The sequence below is a fragment of the Paenibacillus sp. PCH8 genome (assembly GCF_002968835.1).
Classification (GTDB): Bacteria; Bacillota; Bacilli; order Paenibacillales; family Paenibacillaceae; genus Paenibacillus.
Genome location: NZ_PKQK01000005.1, coordinates 211,684 through 229,386 on the forward strand (window position 1 = coordinate 211,684; position 17,703 = coordinate 229,386).

Annotated in this window: 15 protein-coding genes, 4 pseudogenes and 1 other annotated feature (1 of these 20 only partly in view); of the genes and pseudogenes, 8 read left to right on the plus strand and 11 right to left on the minus strand. The window is 45.8% G+C overall.

Annotation, left to right across the window (positions count from 1 at the left end; all coding sequences use genetic code 11):
• Positions 1-210, minus strand: a binding site (T-box leader) (it extends 58 nt beyond the left edge of the window).
• A gap of 246 nt (positions 211-456) precedes the next feature.
• Positions 457-1,430: pseudogene (locus C0Q44_RS24955) on the plus strand (aldose epimerase family protein).
• Positions 1,431-1,634: 204 nt separating this feature from the next.
• Positions 1,635-1,868 (plus strand): alpha/beta-type small acid-soluble spore protein, encoded by a 234-nt coding sequence (locus tag C0Q44_RS24960; protein ID WP_105409905.1) that lies wholly within the window; start codon positions 1,635-1,637, stop codon positions 1,866-1,868.
• Positions 1,869-1,947: 79 nt separating this feature from the next.
• Here C0Q44_RS24960 and C0Q44_RS24965 read toward each other — a convergent pair.
• Positions 1,948-2,357 (minus strand): annotated as a pseudogene (locus C0Q44_RS24965) (O-methyltransferase).
• A gap of 271 nt (positions 2,358-2,628) precedes the next feature.
• Positions 2,629-4,427, minus strand: a pseudogene (locus tag C0Q44_RS24970) (M3 family oligoendopeptidase).
• Positions 4,428-4,701: 274 nt separating this feature from the next.
• Between C0Q44_RS24970 and C0Q44_RS24975 the strand changes: the two are divergent.
• Together C0Q44_RS24975 and C0Q44_RS24980 are read left to right on the plus strand one after the other, a co-directional pair.
• Complete coding sequence (locus tag C0Q44_RS24975) at positions 4,702-4,872, plus strand: YycC family protein (RefSeq protein WP_105409906.1); 171 nt, start codon at positions 4,702-4,704, stop codon at positions 4,870-4,872.
• A pseudogene (locus C0Q44_RS24980) lies at positions 4,869-5,101 on the plus strand (hypothetical protein). Before C0Q44_RS24975 ends, C0Q44_RS24980 begins: the two are co-directional and overlap by 4 nt.
• Positions 5,102-5,112: 11 nt before the next feature.
• Here C0Q44_RS24980 and C0Q44_RS24985 read toward each other — a convergent pair.
• The 3 genes from C0Q44_RS24985 to C0Q44_RS30395 form a co-directional block, all read right to left on the minus strand.
• On the minus strand, positions 5,113-5,844 hold the full coding sequence (locus tag C0Q44_RS24985; RefSeq protein WP_181151167.1) for a DUF2225 domain-containing protein: 732 nt from the start codon (positions 5,842-5,844) through the stop codon (positions 5,113-5,115).
• An 86-nt stretch (positions 5,845-5,930) separates the two neighbouring features.
• Positions 5,931-6,308 carry a globin domain-containing protein gene (locus C0Q44_RS24990; RefSeq protein ID WP_105409908.1) on the minus strand — a complete coding sequence of 126 codons (378 nt, stop codon included), beginning with the start codon at positions 6,306-6,308 and terminating at the stop codon, positions 5,931-5,933.
• 242 nt (positions 6,309-6,550) lie between these two features.
• Positions 6,551-6,715: a hypothetical protein gene (locus tag C0Q44_RS30395; protein WP_155984997.1), complete on the minus strand. Its 165-nt coding sequence runs from the start codon at positions 6,713-6,715 to the stop codon at positions 6,551-6,553.
• A gap of 153 nt (positions 6,716-6,868) precedes the next feature.
• Here C0Q44_RS30395 and ylbJ point away from each other — a divergent pair, with 153 nt between their 5' ends.
• Together ylbJ and C0Q44_RS25005 are read left to right on the plus strand one after the other, a co-directional pair.
• The gene (gene ylbJ / locus C0Q44_RS25000; protein ID WP_105409910.1) at positions 6,869-8,116 is read left to right on the plus strand and encodes a sporulation integral membrane protein YlbJ; all 1,248 of its coding nucleotides are present in this window, start codon (positions 6,869-6,871) and stop codon (positions 8,114-8,116) included.
• Between the two features lie 104 nt (positions 8,117-8,220).
• Positions 8,221-9,024, plus strand: coding sequence for an NAD kinase (locus C0Q44_RS25005; protein WP_105409911.1), 804 nt, complete (start codon positions 8,221-8,223; stop codon positions 9,022-9,024).
• Between the two features lie 27 nt (positions 9,025-9,051).
• On the opposite strand, the gene C0Q44_RS25010 is transcribed toward C0Q44_RS25005, so the two are convergent.
• Entirely contained in the window at positions 9,052-9,459 is a 408-nt protein-coding gene (locus C0Q44_RS25010; protein ID WP_258166543.1) for a YutD family protein, read from the minus strand.
• A 14-nt stretch (positions 9,460-9,473) separates the two neighbouring features.
• The gene (gene lipA, locus C0Q44_RS25015; RefSeq protein WP_105409912.1) at positions 9,474-10,373 is read right to left on the minus strand and encodes a lipoyl synthase; all 900 of its coding nucleotides are present in this window, start codon (positions 10,371-10,373) and stop codon (positions 9,474-9,476) included.
• A gap of 242 nt (positions 10,374-10,615) precedes the next feature.
• Between lipA and C0Q44_RS25020 the strand changes: the two genes are divergently transcribed.
• Complete coding sequence (locus C0Q44_RS25020; RefSeq protein ID WP_105409913.1) at positions 10,616-11,686, plus strand: M23 family metallopeptidase; 1,071 nt, start codon at positions 10,616-10,618, stop codon at positions 11,684-11,686.
• Between the two features lie 557 nt (positions 11,687-12,243).
• On the opposite strand, the gene C0Q44_RS25025 is transcribed toward C0Q44_RS25020, so the two are convergent.
• The 4 genes from C0Q44_RS25025 to zwf all read right to left on the minus strand — a co-directional run bounded on the left by C0Q44_RS25025 (position 12,244) and on the right by zwf (position 16,917).
• Positions 12,244-12,642, minus strand: coding sequence for a RidA family protein (locus C0Q44_RS25025; RefSeq protein WP_105409914.1), 399 nt, complete (start codon positions 12,640-12,642; stop codon positions 12,244-12,246).
• A gap of 280 nt (positions 12,643-12,922) precedes the next feature.
• Positions 12,923-13,801, minus strand: a complete 879-nt coding sequence (gene yunB, locus C0Q44_RS25030) for a sporulation protein YunB (RefSeq protein WP_105409915.1) — start codon at positions 13,799-13,801, stop codon at positions 12,923-12,925.
• A 259-nt stretch (positions 13,802-14,060) separates the two neighbouring features.
• A complete protein-coding gene (gnd, locus tag C0Q44_RS25035; RefSeq protein WP_105409916.1) occupies positions 14,061-14,954 on the minus strand; it encodes a phosphogluconate dehydrogenase (NAD(+)-dependent, decarboxylating) in 894 nt (297 codons plus the stop codon).
• Between the two features lie 508 nt (positions 14,955-15,462).
• Positions 15,463-16,917, minus strand: coding sequence for a glucose-6-phosphate dehydrogenase (gene zwf / locus C0Q44_RS25040; protein ID WP_105409917.1), 1,455 nt, complete (start codon positions 16,915-16,917; stop codon positions 15,463-15,465).
• Positions 16,918-17,332: 415 nt separating this feature from the next.
• Here zwf and C0Q44_RS25045 point away from each other — a divergent pair, with 415 nt between their 5' ends.
• The gene (locus C0Q44_RS25045; RefSeq protein ID WP_105409918.1) at positions 17,333-17,653 is read left to right on the plus strand and encodes a winged helix-turn-helix transcriptional regulator; all 321 of its coding nucleotides are present in this window, start codon (positions 17,333-17,335) and stop codon (positions 17,651-17,653) included.
• Positions 17,654-17,703: the final 50 nt, after the last annotated feature.

Here is a 17,703-nt window from a genome sequence, read left to right on the forward strand (position 1 = left end):
ACCTGAATCAAGTCAAGCAGAAGAAATGCCTTCATTGTTCCGTAACGTGGATTATCCGGCAGATTCTAGTGGGGCAGCCCATCTCTGGCGATGCCTGTTCAAATCTACACTCAAGGGTCCATTCGGTAAAGAGTTCACACCGGTTCACATCAACCACCGGCTTTCTGGAGAGAATTCTCTTGGCCTACTTATCCCTGTCATCGATTTCATGTCATTCAATTTAAATAAAAGCTTTTAGAGTTCCATCTTAATGCGCACAAGCACGAATGTCAAAATGAGATGAGCTTTTTTTACCCGATCCACCTAAATCTGTTATGATGGAATTGCTTATCCTATTGCCCTGCTTCACTCGAAGTAGAGCAGGAAATAGCTGGCATGTACACAATGACACGCCTGCAGCAGTATAACATAAAGACTGTTTGCAGACAGATTTCAAGTGGGAAAAGGAGCATCGATATGAAACAAGTGACCAAAGGCCAATGGAATGGTTACGACACGTATATCCTACATAGCCGTGATTTGGAAATCACCCTGCTGCCGCGTCTTGGTAATAATATCATCTCGATTCGTGATTTAGTGCAGGATCGCGATGTCGTTCGACGTCCGGATGAAGACGATCTTGCCTTTTATTTGCAAAAGCCCTACCACTTTGGCGTTCCTCTTCTCATTCCACCAGGACGCATTCATCGGGGCAATTCGAATATGAAGGTGTTCGTTACCAGTTCGATCAGAACACGGCGAATGACAACCATATTCACGGTCTCCACCGCACCCAATCCTGGTGTGTCAGCGACATTGAAGAAGATGAAGATGGCTGTGCAATTACAACCGAATTACTAACTGAAAATGAAGAACACTGGATGGCTCAATTTCCGATTCCCTTGAAGCTTGAGATGACGTTCAGATTGCAAAATGCTGTACTTAGCCAGCGTTTGCGCGTGACCAATCTGAGCTCAACGCCTGCTCCTTTCGGGATGGGATATCATACATGGTTTTTGCTAGACGGCAAACCTGCCGACTGGACGCTGCAACTGCCTGTTTCCGGCATATACGGACAGAATGAAGAACAACTCCCCACAGGTGAACTTGAATCCTTGGGTGAATGGTCTGCGCTTAACGAAGGGATCAGCATGCAAGGACGAAATTGGGATACCCTGTTGAAAGCTACTGAGAGTGTACCCGCCACTGCCTACTTGCGCAGGCAAGACGGTTATACATTGAAATATTCAGCTGATGAAGCATTTTTCAAACACTGGGTTCTCTATACCAAAGGAGAATCAGATCAGTTTTTGTGTATTGAACCTTACACATGGCTCTCGGATGCGCCCAATTTGGCATTATCGGATGAGGAAACCGGATTAATTCGTCTGGAACCGGAACAGCCTGTTGAGCTATTTACGCGCATTGAGGTTATGCAACCTACAGACTAAGGGAGCTTACCTCTTCCATGTTGTTCCTGAGCATATCACCTTATATTCTGACTTTTCTATAAAGCTTGCCGACCCGCACTGGGTCGGCTTTTTCATGTGACATATCCATGCTTTATTACCCATATTTTCCCTTACGCCATAACATGTATATTTCCTTATTCTCTAACCATACTAACATCACCAAGCTATAAGGAGGTGAGACATATGTACGGAAATCAAAACCAAGGTAGCGGTAGCCGCTCCAACAATCTGGTCGTTCCCCAAGCATCAGCAGCATTGCAACAATTGAAAATGGAAGCTGCGCAAGAGCTGGGTGTAACTATTCCACAAGATGGTTACTACGGTAACTATACTTCCCGTGAGACAGGTTCTCTCGGTGGATACATCACCAAACGTCTGGTACAAATCGCTGAGCAGCAATTATCGGGTCGCTCGTAAGCTCGTAATTATTGCTTGAAGTGTGAAAATCCAAAGCGGCCTTCTTAGGAAGTGCCGCTTGTTTTTCTTGTGCGTACAGTTATGAAGTGGACTCCATTCCTGAATCTTTGTATGTATTGGTTCTAGGATAGCGAATCATCAGATTTGCCATATTGTAATTGGATTCCATCGTTGCATCTACCAAAATCATACCTTGTCTTACTCCAAAGTCATACGATATTTCTCCATGTGTCCAATTGCGCTTCAATTTCAAAGTTTCCAGTGCCATCGCTCGGAAAGATGATCTCTGGGTTTCGTTTAGCCCCCCTCCTCTACATCCATCTGCCCATCACGTCCGGTTATCGGATTATGTCGAATACCGAACTTCCCAATTACGTTATTTCGTATTTGCACAAAAACAACACCTGAATCTAATCCTGACAACTCATGATCTAGCTCTTTGAACACCAGATCCAACTGTCTTGCTAATGAAAGCTGGTCAATTTTCATATTAACGCTCCTTCTATATGCTTATAGTCCTATTCATCAAGGACTTACGACTCATTATATGACATCATTTGCACTCCTTCAACAAAGAACAACAAACTTGGGTAATTTTAACTACAATTTGCACAATTAATTGCCATTCAGGTTCCTTAAACCGAGTTTTTTCACTTATTTACGACAAAATATTCGAAGAGTTGAACCTTGGGATTGTGAACAAAAATAGCTGCAATCCGTGTCTGTTAACACAGGATTGCAGCTATTTCATATATACAACCTATTTTTCGATTGCTGTCATCTCCATAAATTGCTCGATATCGGCTATGACCAGGTTCGCTGCATTTTGCCAGAAATCCGGTTTTGTCAGATCTGTACCCAAATGCTTCTGAGCAAGTTCCTCAACCGTCATTCGGCCAGTATCACGTAACAAATCATCGTATTTATCTGCAAATGCCGTCCCTTCCTGCTGGGCTCTGGCGTAGATCCCTGCACTGAACATATAACCGAACGTGTACGGGAAGTTATAGAACGGTACACCTGTCAGATAGAAATGCAGTTTGGATGCCCAGAAATGCGGATGATCTGTTGCAAGCACTCCGCAGAACGCTTCATGTTGTGCCTCCACCATTAATTTGGATAGCTCATCCGCGTTGACCAGACCTTTTTTGCGTTGTTCATAGAAACGATTCTCGAAGAGGAAACGGGCATGGATATTCATGAAGAAAGCTACACTTCTCTGGATCTTGTCTTCCAGCAAAGCCAGCTTCTCTTGCTCATCTGTTGCCGCCTGCACCAGGGCATCCGCTACAATCAGTTCAGCAAAAGTGGAAGCCGTCTCCGCCACATTCATCGCATAGCGCTGATTCAACGCAGGTAACTCTTCCATAATGTGCTGATGATACCCGTGACCAAGTTCATGTGCAAGAGTCGATACATTCGACGGCGTGCCGGAGAAGGTCATGAAAATCCGGGTTGCTTTGCTACGTGGCAAGGATGTACAAAATCCTCCAGGACGCTTGCCAGGACGGTCTTCTGCTTCAATCCAGCGTTTCTCAAAAGCCATCTCCGCAAACGTAGAAAGTTTGGGACTGAATTTGGCAAACTGTTCAACTATATTGATTGCTGCCTCATCATACGTCATTTTCCCACCCGACTTGCCTACAGGTGCATCTACATCGCTCCAACTGAGTTGGTCTACCCCAGCAGTTCCGCTTTGCGCTCCAGATATCGAACCAGCGCCGGTTTAGCCCCGTTAATCACATCCCACATCGTATCCAGCGTTTGACGTGACATTCGGTTGATCGCGAGCGGCTCTTTGAGGATATCATCCCAGCCACGCTTCTCATATAACTTCAGACGGAATCCCGCAAGGTGATTCAGAGTGTCTGCACAGAAATCTTCGACATCGGTCCAGGCCTGCTCCCAGCTTGCGAATACCGTCTCACGCACATTCCGATCACTGTCACTTAACTTATTTGCCGCCTGTCCGGCGGACAGCATCACTGTTTCCCCAGCTTGCTCAAATGGAATGTTCACCTTGCTGACAATCGTATTGTAGAATTTGCCCCAACCATGGTAACCATCCACACCCAGATCCAGAGCAAGACCTTCTAGTTCTGGCGACAGCTTCTCACGAGCCAGCGTGCGACTCTCGTTCAATGCAAATGCCAGCGGCTGGATATCTTCCCGAGCAATCCACGCATCCCACACCGAATCGGATGTCTGACTAAGTGTATTATCGAACTTCGACTTACTGCCATTCAACATCGCACCAAGGGAACTAATGGCTCCCTGAAGCTGCGTTGCTTTCTTGTCCTTCTGGTTTTGTGATGAGAGGCAGGATACAAACGCAGATCCTTCCGATATGCGGACATAGCAGCTTTGCAGCAGTTCCAAAATGGGATAAAATGCAGCCGTCTCTTCTAATGAAGTCGGTGCGGGTGTTTCGTTTAACAGATGTTGCAGTTGTCGAACATCCTGTTCCAGTTCAATCAGATACGTGGCAAATGCTTCGGAGGAAGAACCTCCACTAAAAATGGACTCCAGATCCCATGTAGGCTGTAATGGCGTTTTCATTTAATAAGGCACCTCTCTCTATAGATTGGATCGTTAGGATTGAATTAAAAACTGGTTTTATGCGTGTCATATCTCTATACTAGAGAAATAGTTATAGAGGTTGTTCAAAAAGTCCACTTTTGATTACGAATCATGCCTAGCGGCATCATCAGCATCGAACATGAAATTCAGCCGAAATGAGCAACTCCATTTCTAGCTTCATTCCATCTTCTCGGTACTGAAAACCAGACTTTTTGAACTCTCGCACTTATAGCAACTTTCAGGAGGTAAACGTATGAAACCTTTACAAGTATCGGCTGACACAGCCGTCAAATTAGCAGAATCTCTGGGCGTACCTTTGGAGCATCTGATGCATATGCCGCAACATATTTTGATGCAGAAGATTGCGGAACTTGCCAAACAAGAAGCATCCAAACCTGCCGCAACAGAAGGCGAACAGGAATGATTCCGTTTGAAAACAGCTGGCCTTACGATATTGTCATGGGAGACATCTATGTACAGCAATGTCCTTTCTGTCACGCAAGCAATGTGCTGCTTCCCTCAAACCCAAAGAGCTTGTGCTCATTCGCGAAGGCAAAAAGAAATTGCTCGTCTTTCCCTGCTGTAATGCCAGCATAACCGTGATCGACAATGACAGTGACTACTTACTATCCAGCCGTCCTGTCCGTAACTAACCCATATTAATCTAAAGGGGGCTGCGCTTCGCAGCCCCTTTGTCTGCTTCCAACATCTCTTCAGGAAGTTCCATTTTGCCTGAGATCATCTGTTCGCGCAGCAATGCCCATTGTTCCCTTGAGGCACGAATCATTGAAGCATCGGTGATCCGCTTGTCGTGAATGACTTTGCCGAACCATTGAACAGCTTCATTGAACCGACCTACTCTGCGGTTCAATTCCCCGAGCAGATACAACAGTTTGGCTTCATTGCCGCCCGTTCCTTCCCGTTCGAACACCTTAACATAAGCTTCAAGGCTAAATTCAAGAAACCGATGTTCCTGTGCATGATCCTCCATATACCGATACAGCCAAGCAATATGATGCAACAAGCCGGCGACAACACGGTCTTTCTCCTGAATAACCTGTGCACACAGTAAGGCAAGCTTGTACGTAGCCAGCGCCTGATCCAGTGTCCGCGCTCCACTATAATCCCGTTTTACCCAGCGGTTACCGACCTGTTCTTTGAAGGCTTTGCGTTGAGCATCATTCAAATTCTCCGTTGCGTTCTCCGTGGAGGCAAACCCGCAATGCGGGCAGATGCGGACCACATAAAAATCCGGGTTCTCCAGCTTGTAATAAGCACAAAAATCAGAATCCGTCCGGTAGGGCCGTTTCAAGCTAGGTCTTACCCGTGAGGTATCATACTCGGTCTCGCAATAATGACACGTCACCTTCACCTTATACAGCGGCTCTAATTCCAATTGCTTTCCCCCTCTCCGGTACACTACTTCTATTCGTATCAACATTTTACATCATTGGATTGAAGTAAAATGGCTCGTATTCGGAACTATGGCGTATTCACGAAATGATGTGCCGGGCCGGATAAACGCTTCAGAATAAACGAATGCAAGGGCTCCTCCACACCAATCTGTGTTAATGCTTGATTCATACATGCAAGCCAGGCCTCAGCCCGCTCAACGGTGACTTCGAAATGCATATGACGGGCACGCATCATCGGATGTCCAAAGGCTTCGGAAAATAACCCTGGTCCACCAAAAAACTGAGATAAAAACATATACTGCTTGTCCATAACTGGCTGAATATCTTCCGGGAAAAGCGGAGCCAGCTGCTCATTCTGCTGCACGATCGGATAGAAAGCCTCGACCAATGCACGAACACCTGTCTCACCGCCAAGATTGTCATAGATACTCATACTGGGATTCATTTGTCTGCTCCCCCTTTCTGATGTCGAATTCTGTCATATATTCCACGTTCCATGAACATTGTGAAAACTGTAACAACATGAAGGCCGCAAAAGCCTTTATCTCCATTCTATCAAAAAAAATCCAAAAGTCCTATATCACATGGAATCTTCAGAAGCGCTTTAGCCATCTGTATACAGGACCTTATTCTGTACATGATTCAAAAAAAGCGCCAACCGCATAGGTTGGCGCACTAGTTATTCCATTAATAACTCCGCCAGTCCTCTTCCTCTGAGCGTACCAGCGAGGCACGTATCACATATACAAAAGCACAGACCAGGATTCCGGTGACAAGACTCATGATCATCACTCCATCCGAATTGAATTCCACCTTGGAGACAATTAGGTGACGTTCAGGCGTTTTTCTCATTTTAGCACACATCATTCAAAAACACAGCCACTTTTGCAAGCGCTTTCCAGGTATTATTTTGTACTGTTTGTCCACTTTTTTTCATATATTTGAAGGCAAAGCTCTTCACTCACTACCGCATATCAACCATTTTAAAATAAAGGAGAAGAACACATGGCTGCTCCACAACGACTCACCCATGTCCTGGTCACACTTGCTCTCCTGATCCTTTGTGTGTTAATGGTCCTGTTTCCAGCGGAAACCTGGCATGCAGGCGTACGCGGATTGTCCATCTGGTGGGATGTATTGTTCCCCTCCCTCTTCCCTTTTCTGGTACTGTCCGAGCTACTGCTCGGCTTCGGAATTGTTCATTTTCTCGGCACATTGCTGAATCCCCTGATGCGTCCATTGTTTCGAGTTCCCGGAAGCGGGGGATTTGTATTCGCCGTGAGCTGTGCTTCCGGTTATCCCACGGGGGCTAAACTGACCGCCCAGTTATGGGAACAGAAATTGGTGACCCGGGAGGAAGGAGAACGTCTCGTTGCCTTCACCACATCTTCCGATCCGATCTTCATGATTGGAGCGGTATCGGTTGGTTTTTTCCACAATGTTGCGATCGCTCCGGTACTGGTTGCATCGCATTACGCTGCCGCCTTTCTAGTGGGCGTGCTCATGCGTTTCCATGGCGGATCCGTAAAACACACACAGCCTGTCTCTCTGCCCACTTCTACTGAACAGCTACATCGCAACAGACTCATCCGGGCCATCTATGCAATGCACGCGGCCAGACAGGCCGATGGACGGGCATTTGGTGAATTGTTACGTCAGGCAGTCTCCTCATCCCTTCGCCTTATTATTATCGTAGGGGGGCTGGTTGTATTCTTCTCGGTCATGATGGAGTTGCTTGTACAGACGGGATGGCTTGGTGGGCTATACGGAATAACCGAGCAATGGTTACGACACATTGGATTGCCTCCATCCTTATCACATAGCCTGGTCGGCGGATTATTCGAAGTCACGCTGGGGGCCAAGGAAGCTGGCGGTGTTGGCACGTCCATACCACTCGTCTACAAAGTAGCCGCAGCAGCTTTTGTTCTCTCATGGGGCGGATTATCCGTCCATGCCCAGATTATGAGTGTTCTTAGCAATACACCCATGAGATACGGGCCTTTTCTGTTTGCCAGAGCGATTCATGCGCTTATCGCACCTGTGCTCGTCCTGATCTTATGGACACCGCTAATGGGCCATTCCTCTTCACCAGTAATAGCCGAGCCAGGGTTATTCCCATCACTATCGACGTACACACCGGACTGGGAACTAATCTTCTTGGCAGGTATGATCGCATTGGGAAGTGTGCTTGTATTATTGCTATGTTTGGCGGTATTGAGTTCTATTCTCTTGCCCAGACAGGCCAAAAAATGAATGCCCCACCCATCTATATTGAACTGAAATATGAATCGGGCGTTGTGTTCTTCCGCGGAATTGATTATCATCGGTAGTATAATGACCACAAAGGAGCTTTCATCTTGAGATACTATGTTCAAGACCGCGGAGACCAGTTATCCATTGATCTCAGTCAGCAGTTTCATGCGCTGGCGAAGGAAGAAGGGTTTAAGCTGGATGCAGAATCGCCGGAGATTGTCATCTCCATCGGAGGCGATGGTACGATGCTACAGGCATTTCACAATTTCATCGACCGTATTCCGGATATCGCTTTTGTTGGGGTTCATACAGGCCACCTCGGCTTCTATGCTGATTGGAAGAAGGAAGAATTACGGGAACTCGTCAGACTGATGAGTGGCAAAGGAGATCCGGAACGACTCAAACCACGCATTGTGCAATATCCACTCTTGGAGCTGGAGATTCGCAAAAAGTCAGGTAACTCCTCTTATATTGCGCTTAATGAATTTACGTTAAAAGGTGTGGACGGAACTGTCGTAGCTCAGGTCGATATTAATGACGTGACTTTCGAAATGTTCCGTGGGGATGGGATCTGTGTATCCACGCCTTCTGGTAGCACAGCGTACAACAAGGCCCTTGGCGGCGCCATGGTGCATCCGACCATTGAGGCGATTCAGATTGCGGAGATTGCTTCCATTAATAACCGTGTCTATCGGACACTCGGTTCACCGGTAATTTTGCCCAAGCACCATCATTGTGATATTTTTTCTCGCAAGGATCAGCGGTTATTGCTGACCATCGATCATGTGAACGTTATGGTGGAAGATCTGATATCCGTGCGTTGTCAGGTATCCAGTCACAAAGTCAGTTTCGCGCGTTTCCGCCCTTATCCATTTTGGAACCGGGTCCGCACGGCATTTCTCGACTAAAACCATGTATCAAAAAAGCGGTCCTTCTCAGGAACCGCTTTTTGCTTTGGATTGAGGTTGATCTTTGCTCTTATGCAACACGAAGTACGCGCAGCCAAAGTTACAATATTCATTGATGTAATCCACCATGCTTGAGATCGTGGAATCCTTTGTTGCTTTGGGGTGGTTATCGCGGTAAAAACCTTTTAACCGCAACTGACTGTATCCCCAGTCCCCGATAATATAATCATAACGCTCCAGCACTTCACTGTAACGATCACGAAAGACCTCTGGATTCCAGCCCTCTTTGTGATTCTGTACGATTTCATAATTTTTCCCACCGATTTGTACAATGACGGGTTCTTTGGGTGTCTCCTCAACCAATTCCTGAACGGGTTCGTGAACCTGTTCCTCCGTCTGTTCCTGAATCTGTTCTGTAATTTTATCTTCTTCCAATCCAGACTCCTCCATCACGCATGTGTTGCCGCCTGTTCCGCATGTTGGGTAGCAGATTTCACCTGTTCATGCGCACGATAGGAGCTGCGTACCATCGGGGCAGATTCGACGTGGCTGAATCCACGTTTCAACCCTTCCTGTTTCAGTGCAGCGAACTCCTCTGGCGGATAGTACTTTTCAACATACAGATGTTTCTCCGATGGCTGCAAATATTGACCAATCGTCATAATATCACAGTTCACCGCACGAAGATCATCCATCGTTTGCAAAATTTCATTATATTCCTCACCCACACCAAGCATAATGCTTGATTTCGTTGGGATGTCAGGTTGCATTTCTTTGGCACGAGCAAGCAGCTCCAGTGAACGTCTGTATTTCGCCTTAGCACGTACTTTGTCTGACAACCGCTCAACCGTCTCAATGTTGTGATTCAGAATATCCGGTTTGGCATCCATCACAATCTGCAGGGATTCGCGATCACCCAGAAAGTCCGGAATGAGTACTTCAACACTGCATAGTGGCAATCTCTGCCGCACAGCCTTTACCGTCTCGGCAAAGATCGTAGCTCCCCCATCTTTCAGGTCGTCTCGAGCTACACTTGTAATGACACAGTGTTGCAGATTCATCTGTTCTGATGCTTCTGCCACTCGTTCTGGTTCCTGCAAATCAAGCTCCGTTGGCAAGCCTGTAGTTACCGCGCAAAAACGGCATGCCCTGGTGCAAATGTCGCCCAAAATCATAAAAGTGGCCGTTCGATTGGCCCAGCATTCATAAATATTCGGACACCGCGCTTCCTCACATACGGTATGTAGCGTTTTGGAACGCATCATTGTTTTCATTTCCTGATAGTTATCGCCGGTTGTCAATTTGATCCGAATCCAATCCGGTTTCGGCTCTTTAACACGTTTAGCCAATGCATAAACCTTCTTTCTACTGAAGTTAGGCTGTTGCTCGGAACATATTATACCATGAAAGCGCTGGAAAAACCCCAATTTGTCACATCTTGTGCATTCAAGCCTTACATGCATATTTTGCATATTTGGATTTATGCCAAAGCCTTACATGGATAAAATCAGGTCTTTTGAAGAACGATAGGATATAGCTTGGTTTAACGGGCACCATGTGCATCATCTTAATGGAAAGGGGTTGCTTCCCTGTGCTACAACGCACGACCTTCTTCAATACGTATCGCTTTTGGATCAAAACATTACTTGCAGGTACTCTGCTTCTCCCGTTCTTGCCTGTTGATGTGTACGGTGAACCCATCACGACGAATTCCAACCCACAGGTAGCTGAGCTAAAGCCGGCAGAAATCTACGTAGCACGTCGGCATCTCTATGAGAGCATTGGTCAGATGACTCAGATTCCCTGGTACAGACTGGCCGCAATTGACCAGTATGAACGGACGATCACCCGCGCACATCCGAAGGACCGCAAGCATCCAGAGCGGCTTACCGGTATTTTCATGACCTCTCCGGCATGGAGAGGATGGCTTAACCCGGATGAGGCGGATCAACAGCCGAACTCCATTCTTTTTTTCAACGGATATGGACGTGATGGTTCAGGAGACGGTATAGCGGATGCCAATAATGATCAGGATGTGCTGTACAGTATGGCTTCTGTTATTCAGGGTTACGGGAACAAACAAGAGGACTTCAACATTGCCTTGTGGGAATATTACCACAACTCCCGAGCAGTACAACGGATACAGCAATTCGCGAAGTTATATGAGCATTTTGACAATCTGGATCTATTTGGACATGCCTTTCCGGTGCCGCTCGGAAACAACTACTCCTATCGTAGCACCTGGGGTACGAAACGAAGCTGGGGCGGCTATCGCATTCATGAGGGAACCGACATCTTCGCTCCACATGGCCTGCCTGTACGCAGCACCTGTTATGGAGTCGTAGAAATCAAAGGCTGGAACCCGTTTGGCGGCTGGCGCATCGGAATACGCGATTTGAACAACCATTATCATTACTACGCCCATCTGTCGGGTTTTGACAAAAGTGCACATATTGGTGAAGTTGTCACTCCAGGCCAAGTCGTCGGATGGGTTGGCAGCTCGGGTTACGGAAAACCGGGGACACAGGGCAAATTCCCTCCGCATCTTCATTACGGAATCTACCGGGATAGCGGTCTCCATGAATGGTCGTTCGACCCTTACCCGCTTCTGAAACATTGGGAACGGGAGGAACGCAGACAGAAGAATACGAAAAGTAAATAAGACGAGAATTTCGAGTCTGTGCATGCGGTAGAGCATAATGGGTATGAATTAGACCGAGGTGCATACGTGGTTTACGATGGGCAAATTCAGTATCACCGGCTTGATGCATGATCGACATTCATAAGGGGGCTGTCTCAAAAGCACTACAAAAGAATAGGGATGAAAAACCATAACATCCACGCATGAAAAAGGGACGAAGCAGAGAAATATTCTGCCTTGTCCCTTTGTGTTTTGTTGTTGAAATTTTCGGAAATTCCACTTTATAATCTATCTCCACATGAACTCCAGCAGATGATTCGAGCATTTTGGCTAACGAACTGAGGTGACGCTATGGGGTACATTTCAGTTCATTTGAAAATGTAACGAATCGGAGGCGCGCTATTTTCATGTTTTATGCGTGTATTCGCCTTTAATCGCAGTTTTCGGATGAAATAGCGTCGCTGAGATTCGTTACGTTTATCACCTCTCCAAAATCACTAAAATAAGGCGTGTGTGATCCGTTAGCACATGGCATGGCTCTCTAAATGGCTAACCTCTGGATGAAGTATATTTGATTACTATACTTTTGCTGCCCAAATCTCGATTTCAATTTTAATCTCGGGCAGACCTAATTCCGTAATATATCCAATCGTCATCGCAGGATACTCACGACTGAATAATTGTCCCCACTCCGCATATAAGAAATCCCAGTCTATTTTCTCCGTTGCCCATACGTTCACTTTAATAATATGTTCAGCATCCAAACCCTCAGATTCCAAAACAGTTCTGATATTGCTAAATGTATTGGTAACTTGTTCATTCAGACTGTCGGGAAATTGTCCACTGATATCTGCTCCAATCTGCCCCGATGTCACGAATAACTCTGCATTCCTCGGAATTCTTGTAATATGCGTATAATTCCCTACGGGTGCTGGCATATTCGATGGATTTTTTCTGGTGATCTTATCGTTCTTCATGTTCATTACCTCGTCATTCTTAAGATTTTTCTACGGTATTCCCTCATTTTCATCCCCATTTGGGCAGACTTCACCCTTGGACTAGATTCTAGAAAAAGACCGCAGTGGAGTATCCATATCCCGAAGATATAAACGCAAGTGATTTTTTCTTCATGATTGGATGCTCCTCCCTTCTTAGATGACAAGATTCTCTTGATTACTAAATTATATTCAAAAACATATCATGGGTCAAACTCATCCCTCATTTTCGTTTCTCATTTTTTCATAAATGTTAATCGAATTATGGGTGCGTATCCTTATTAAGCTGCGGGCCGCTGTCCACATCAGGCAGATCTGGCTCGAATTCAAGTTCGTTCCCATGCAAGCTATCTGCCGGGGCCTGTTGCTGGTCCTGGCTTTGGGGATTAGAAGTCACTCCGTTACCGCTCGATGCACCCGTCTGACCTGATGGCAGCGCAATAGTCGGAGCATTACTACCGTTACTGCCCACTGGCTCACCCTGATTATCGTAATAATACATCGGTACATCCCCAACAACCAGTAGATAGGAAATGGGTATTTCCGTATCAACCGTTTCGGGTTCCATGTCGAAGGGCACCACTACAGCAACCTCGGCAATGATATGAATGTACACTTCCACTAGAATCATGTTGATGCCCGCATTCTGCTGACGGGTGTTCAGATCCACTTTGACAGCGCCCTGAGGTTCAATACGAACCGGTATACTTGGACCAAATGAAGCCAACACCGGGCTGCCTAGCGCCTGACCAAGCGGAATTTTTTCTTTCAACATATGCACATTCTGCAGTGTGGATTGCACAATATTCATTGTACTTGCGGTGATTCGCATATGCTCGTTGTAGTTTAACATGAACCCGGACACTTTCCCGGAGGTATCCGTCTTCCAGTCAATCAACCCCTCGTTGGACTTTCCATCTGCAACCTGCGCTGTAATCGCCTTGTTGATCGCTTCTGTCGCAATCTGCTTCACTCTGATCTTGGCTAGATGCATAATGGGCGGCTTCATTTTCTTATCTACATAGGCGAAACCCTGCATTAAACAAAACACGGTCACCAATAAAATGATCAACCACATTCTGCGCTTGCCACTAGGCTTCTTAGGATGTCGTCTCCGGCTGTGCCATCTTCTTCTCATCATCGAAGTGTCCCTCCCCTACGGGATGAGCTATAGGCTATATGTTATCCATATGCACCATTGTCCCGAAAAAGAAGGACAGCACCCAGACGCTGGACAGAAACTAATCAACGTCAAATCAGAACAACCAGCCACTTGGCTACACCGGATTATACGAAAACAGTAAATACAAAAAACCTCCCACCCGCAAATTAATCTGCACAGGCGAAAGGCTTTGTTTTCAGACTCCCCGAAGACCGGGTAATCATTCAATAGGTTATTTTTAGTTTTTCTCTACAGCGTGACCGCCAAATTCGTTACGCAACGCAGCTACCACTTTACCTGTGAACGTGTCTGTTTCCAGGGAACGGTAACGCATTAGTAAGGACATCGCGATAACCGGTGTTGCTGTTTGAAGGTCAAATGCTGTTTCTACTGTCCAACGTCCTTCACCAGAGGAATGCATAACGCCTTTGATTTCATCAAGGTTGGCATCTTTGGAGAAGGCACGTTCTGTCAGATCCATCAACCAAGAACGGATAACGGAACCGTTGTTCCATACGCGAGCCACTTGTTCGAAGTCGAAATCAAATCCACTTTTCTCCAATACGTCAAAACCTTCACCGATGGATGCCATCATACCGTACTCGATACCATTGTGAACCATTTTGAGGAAGTGACCACTACCTGCTTTACCTGCATACAGATAGCCGTTCTCCACAGAAGTGTCCTTGAATGCTGGCTCAACAATTGCCCAAGCTTCCGGGTCGCCACCAATCATGTAACATGCGCCATTCCGTGCGCCTTCCATACCACCGGAAGTACCTGCATCCATGTAGTGAATGCCTTTAGGTTTCATCTCTTCGTAACGACGAATGGACTCTTTGTAGTGGGAGTTACCCGCTTCAATGATAATGTCGCCTTTGGAGAGCAGCGGGCTTACTTCTGCCAGCACCGCATCAACTACATTGTGAGGAACCATAATCCACAGTACGCGTGGGGATTCGAGGGAAGCCACCATCTCTGCGTAGGAAGTTACGCCTTCAGCGCCGTATTCTTTCATTTCTTTTACCGCTTCAGCATTCAGGTCAAAAGCAACCACTTCGTGTTTGTGATCAATCAGGTTTCTTCCGAGGTTTAATCCCATTTTTCCTAATCCGACGAGTCCAAGTTTCATGATAAATCCTCCTGTTATGAACAATGTTTAAATTTCATCTTTGTTGCAGAGCTCTAGACCACATTCCCGTTTCGCAGCAACCGTTCCGGTTACGGATCGTTCTTTCGATCGCTGTTGTATCCAAATTTCTTTGCATCAACATTTAAATTGATGAAATTTGGATACAGAGGCGAAGTGTCTGCTTACGAAGTAGCTTTCTTTCAGAAAGCTTTTAGCTTTGCTTCTACAGAATCGATTCCGTCCCCTACACTGCGTCGCTACTTAGGCAAAAAGCTCAGTGCGTCCGCTAATCTATATTCAAAAATTTTCACGGCCTTCTGGTTGCAATAACCGGAAGGACTTATGCAAAATTGGAACGGTATAATGCAATAAAATTCATAGTGATACTGTGTGTATATCAGCATTTTGCATCATTCGATCCAACTTGTTTCCGCGTACAAGCTCTGGATGAATATAAGCGATTCATTCTAGATCCTGCTGGCTTGGAAAATGCTTTTGGATTTATTGCTTACCACCAACGATAACCGTCTTCGGCTGTCAGACGTTCTGCTGACTCTGGTCCATGCGAACCTGCGCTGTACGTATCCAGTGGCACGCTGCCCGCTTCGAATGCTTCCTGAATTGGTTGCACCCATTGCCACGCCAGTTCAACTTCATTCCAATGTGCGAAGAAGGTGGAATCTCCACGCATCGCATCGAAGATCAGATTCTCGTAAGCTTCAGGAACATTTCGTTCGCCAGAGTTGAACGTCATATGCATCGGTTCGACTTCACCATGGTTCAGCGGATTCTTTGCATTTAATTGAAGCGAGATACTTTCACCTGGACCAATTTCAATCGTTAGCAGGTTAGGTGCCGTAGTATTTTCAGATTCATGACCTGTTTTGAGCGGAGCCTTGAATTCAACAACGATTCTCGTGGATTTCTCAGCCATGCGTTTACCGGTACGGATGTAAAATGGAACCTCGCTCCAGAACGGATCATCGATCCATAGTCTTGCGGCAACATACGTCTCATTCTGAGAACCTGCTGGAATGCCAGGCTCGTCCAGATATCCAACAACCGAATTACCTTGAAGCTCGCCAGCTCCATATTGAGCACGAACGACTTCGGATGCGATATTTTCTTTCGTCAGTGGACGAAGCGCTTCAGCAATCTTTTGTTTTTTGTATTGAATCTCTTCCGGTGTACATCGTTTTGGCAAATGTAGACCGATCATCATCAATACCTGAAGCATATGGTTTTGGAACATGTCACGAAGAGCACCACTCTGGTCGTAATACGCGGCACGCTCTTCAACACCCACCGTTTCACTTGCCGTAATCTGTACATTGGCAATATAACGGTTAGACCATAGCGCTTGAATAACCGGATTCGCGTAAGTTAGCGTTTCAATATTTTGCACCATCGGTTTGCCCAAGAAATGGTCAATGCGATAGATTTCTTCTTCTGCAAAGGTATTGCTTAGCTTTTCATTTAATTCACGCGCAGATTTCAGGTCGTGACCAAATGGTTTTTCGATAATCAGTTTTTTCCATCCTTTGGTGTTACCCAAGCCACTTTCCTGTATGTTCAATGCGATTGGTTCAAAGAATTCCGGTGCTACTGACATGTAGAACATGCGGTTTTCGGGAATATTAAGCTCTTGTTCACGTTGCTCAACCAGCTTCAGCAGTCGAGTGTAATCCTCAAGCTTCGTATTATTCAGTGAACAATAGCGGAATGCTCCAATGAAATCACGTACTTGAGAAGCTTCTTCAGGTGTTTGTCGTGAGAATTCATGCAGCGACTTTTCAACATTCGCCTGGAAGTCTACATCAGACAATTCGCGTCGTCCAAGACCGATGACGGAGAAGGATTTTGGCATTTTCTGATCCACGTACAAGTTATATAATGCAGGGTAAATCTTGCGTTTGGCTAAATCGCCTGTTGCCCCGAACAGGACAAATGTCATTGCATCCATTGGAGTGCCTCCTGTGATCTGTGCAGTATAGTATATGATGTTGCAAAATGTTCAAATCCAAGCATGACAAAAGACGGAATAAGTGGGTATGTTGCCCGCCTAGCCTCCGTTATATCACACACCTGAATTCAACCATGGAACATTCCTTCTCTCCACAACCTTAAACCAAGGTTATAAATTGTAACCATTTGAATTAACGTTACCCATATTACACCTGTCGTCACAATTCGTCAACATTCGTGACGAACCTGTGAACCCCAGTGTTTATAGGGCTTTTATTGAATGTTAACGCTTTATGTGGTAAGTTTAATAACAATTGGTATGTGATATTTGATACATATGACTTGTGGACAAGTAGGTTACTATAAGTATACTAATGATATTATAAGTAATACTAAACCGAAGGAGTACAATTATGAGCGATGATGAGAATGCCAAGCAAATATGCGTAAAGGTGGAACAATCTTATCAGATCATTGGCCGGAAATGGGTAGCCCTCATTATTCATACGTTAATGGAAGAACCCAAACGCTTCAGTGAGATTCACGCTTATATTCCCGATTTAAGCAAACGTGTATTGAATGAGCGAATGAAGGAATTGGAGGAAGAAGGTCTCGTGGTTCGCCATGTTGTCACAGAGCGTCCGGTTCGTACTGAATATATGTTGTCACGCAAAGGCACGGAACTGGGGAGAGCATTAAGCGCCGTGGAACATTGGGCTGATAAGTGGCTGTAACATTGAGGAAGCATAGTAACATACGTAATAACGTCATTCCAAAATTTGAA

Coding starts and splice junctions, on each gene's coding strand:
- C0Q44_RS24960 (WP_105409905.1), top strand. CDS start 1,635: ATGTACGGAAATCAAAACCAAGGTAGCGGTAGCCGCTCCAACAATCTG.
- C0Q44_RS24975 (WP_105409906.1), top strand. CDS start 4,702: ATGAAACCTTTACAAGTATCGGCTGACACAGCCGTCAAATTAGCAGAA.
- C0Q44_RS24990 (WP_105409908.1), bottom strand. CDS start 6,308: ATGAATCCCAGTATGAGTATCTATGACAATCTTGGCGGTGAGACAGGT.
- C0Q44_RS30395 (WP_155984997.1), bottom strand. CDS start 6,715: ATGAGAAAAACGCCTGAACGTCACCTAATTGTCTCCAAGGTGGAATTC.
- ylbJ (WP_105409910.1), top strand. CDS start 6,869: ATGGCTGCTCCACAACGACTCACCCATGTCCTGGTCACACTTGCTCTC.
- C0Q44_RS25025 (WP_105409914.1), bottom strand. CDS start 12,642: ATGAAGAACGATAAGATCACCAGAAAAAATCCATCGAATATGCCAGCA.
- yunB (WP_105409915.1), bottom strand. CDS start 13,801: ATGATGAGAAGAAGATGGCACAGCCGGAGACGACATCCTAAGAAGCCT.
- gnd (WP_105409916.1), bottom strand. CDS start 14,954: ATGAAACTTGGACTCGTCGGATTAGGAAAAATGGGATTAAACCTCGGA.
- zwf (WP_105409917.1), bottom strand. CDS start 16,917: ATGGATGCAATGACATTTGTCCTGTTCGGGGCAACAGGCGATTTAGCC.
- C0Q44_RS25045 (WP_105409918.1), top strand. CDS start 17,333: ATGAGCGATGATGAGAATGCCAAGCAAATATGCGTAAAGGTGGAACAA.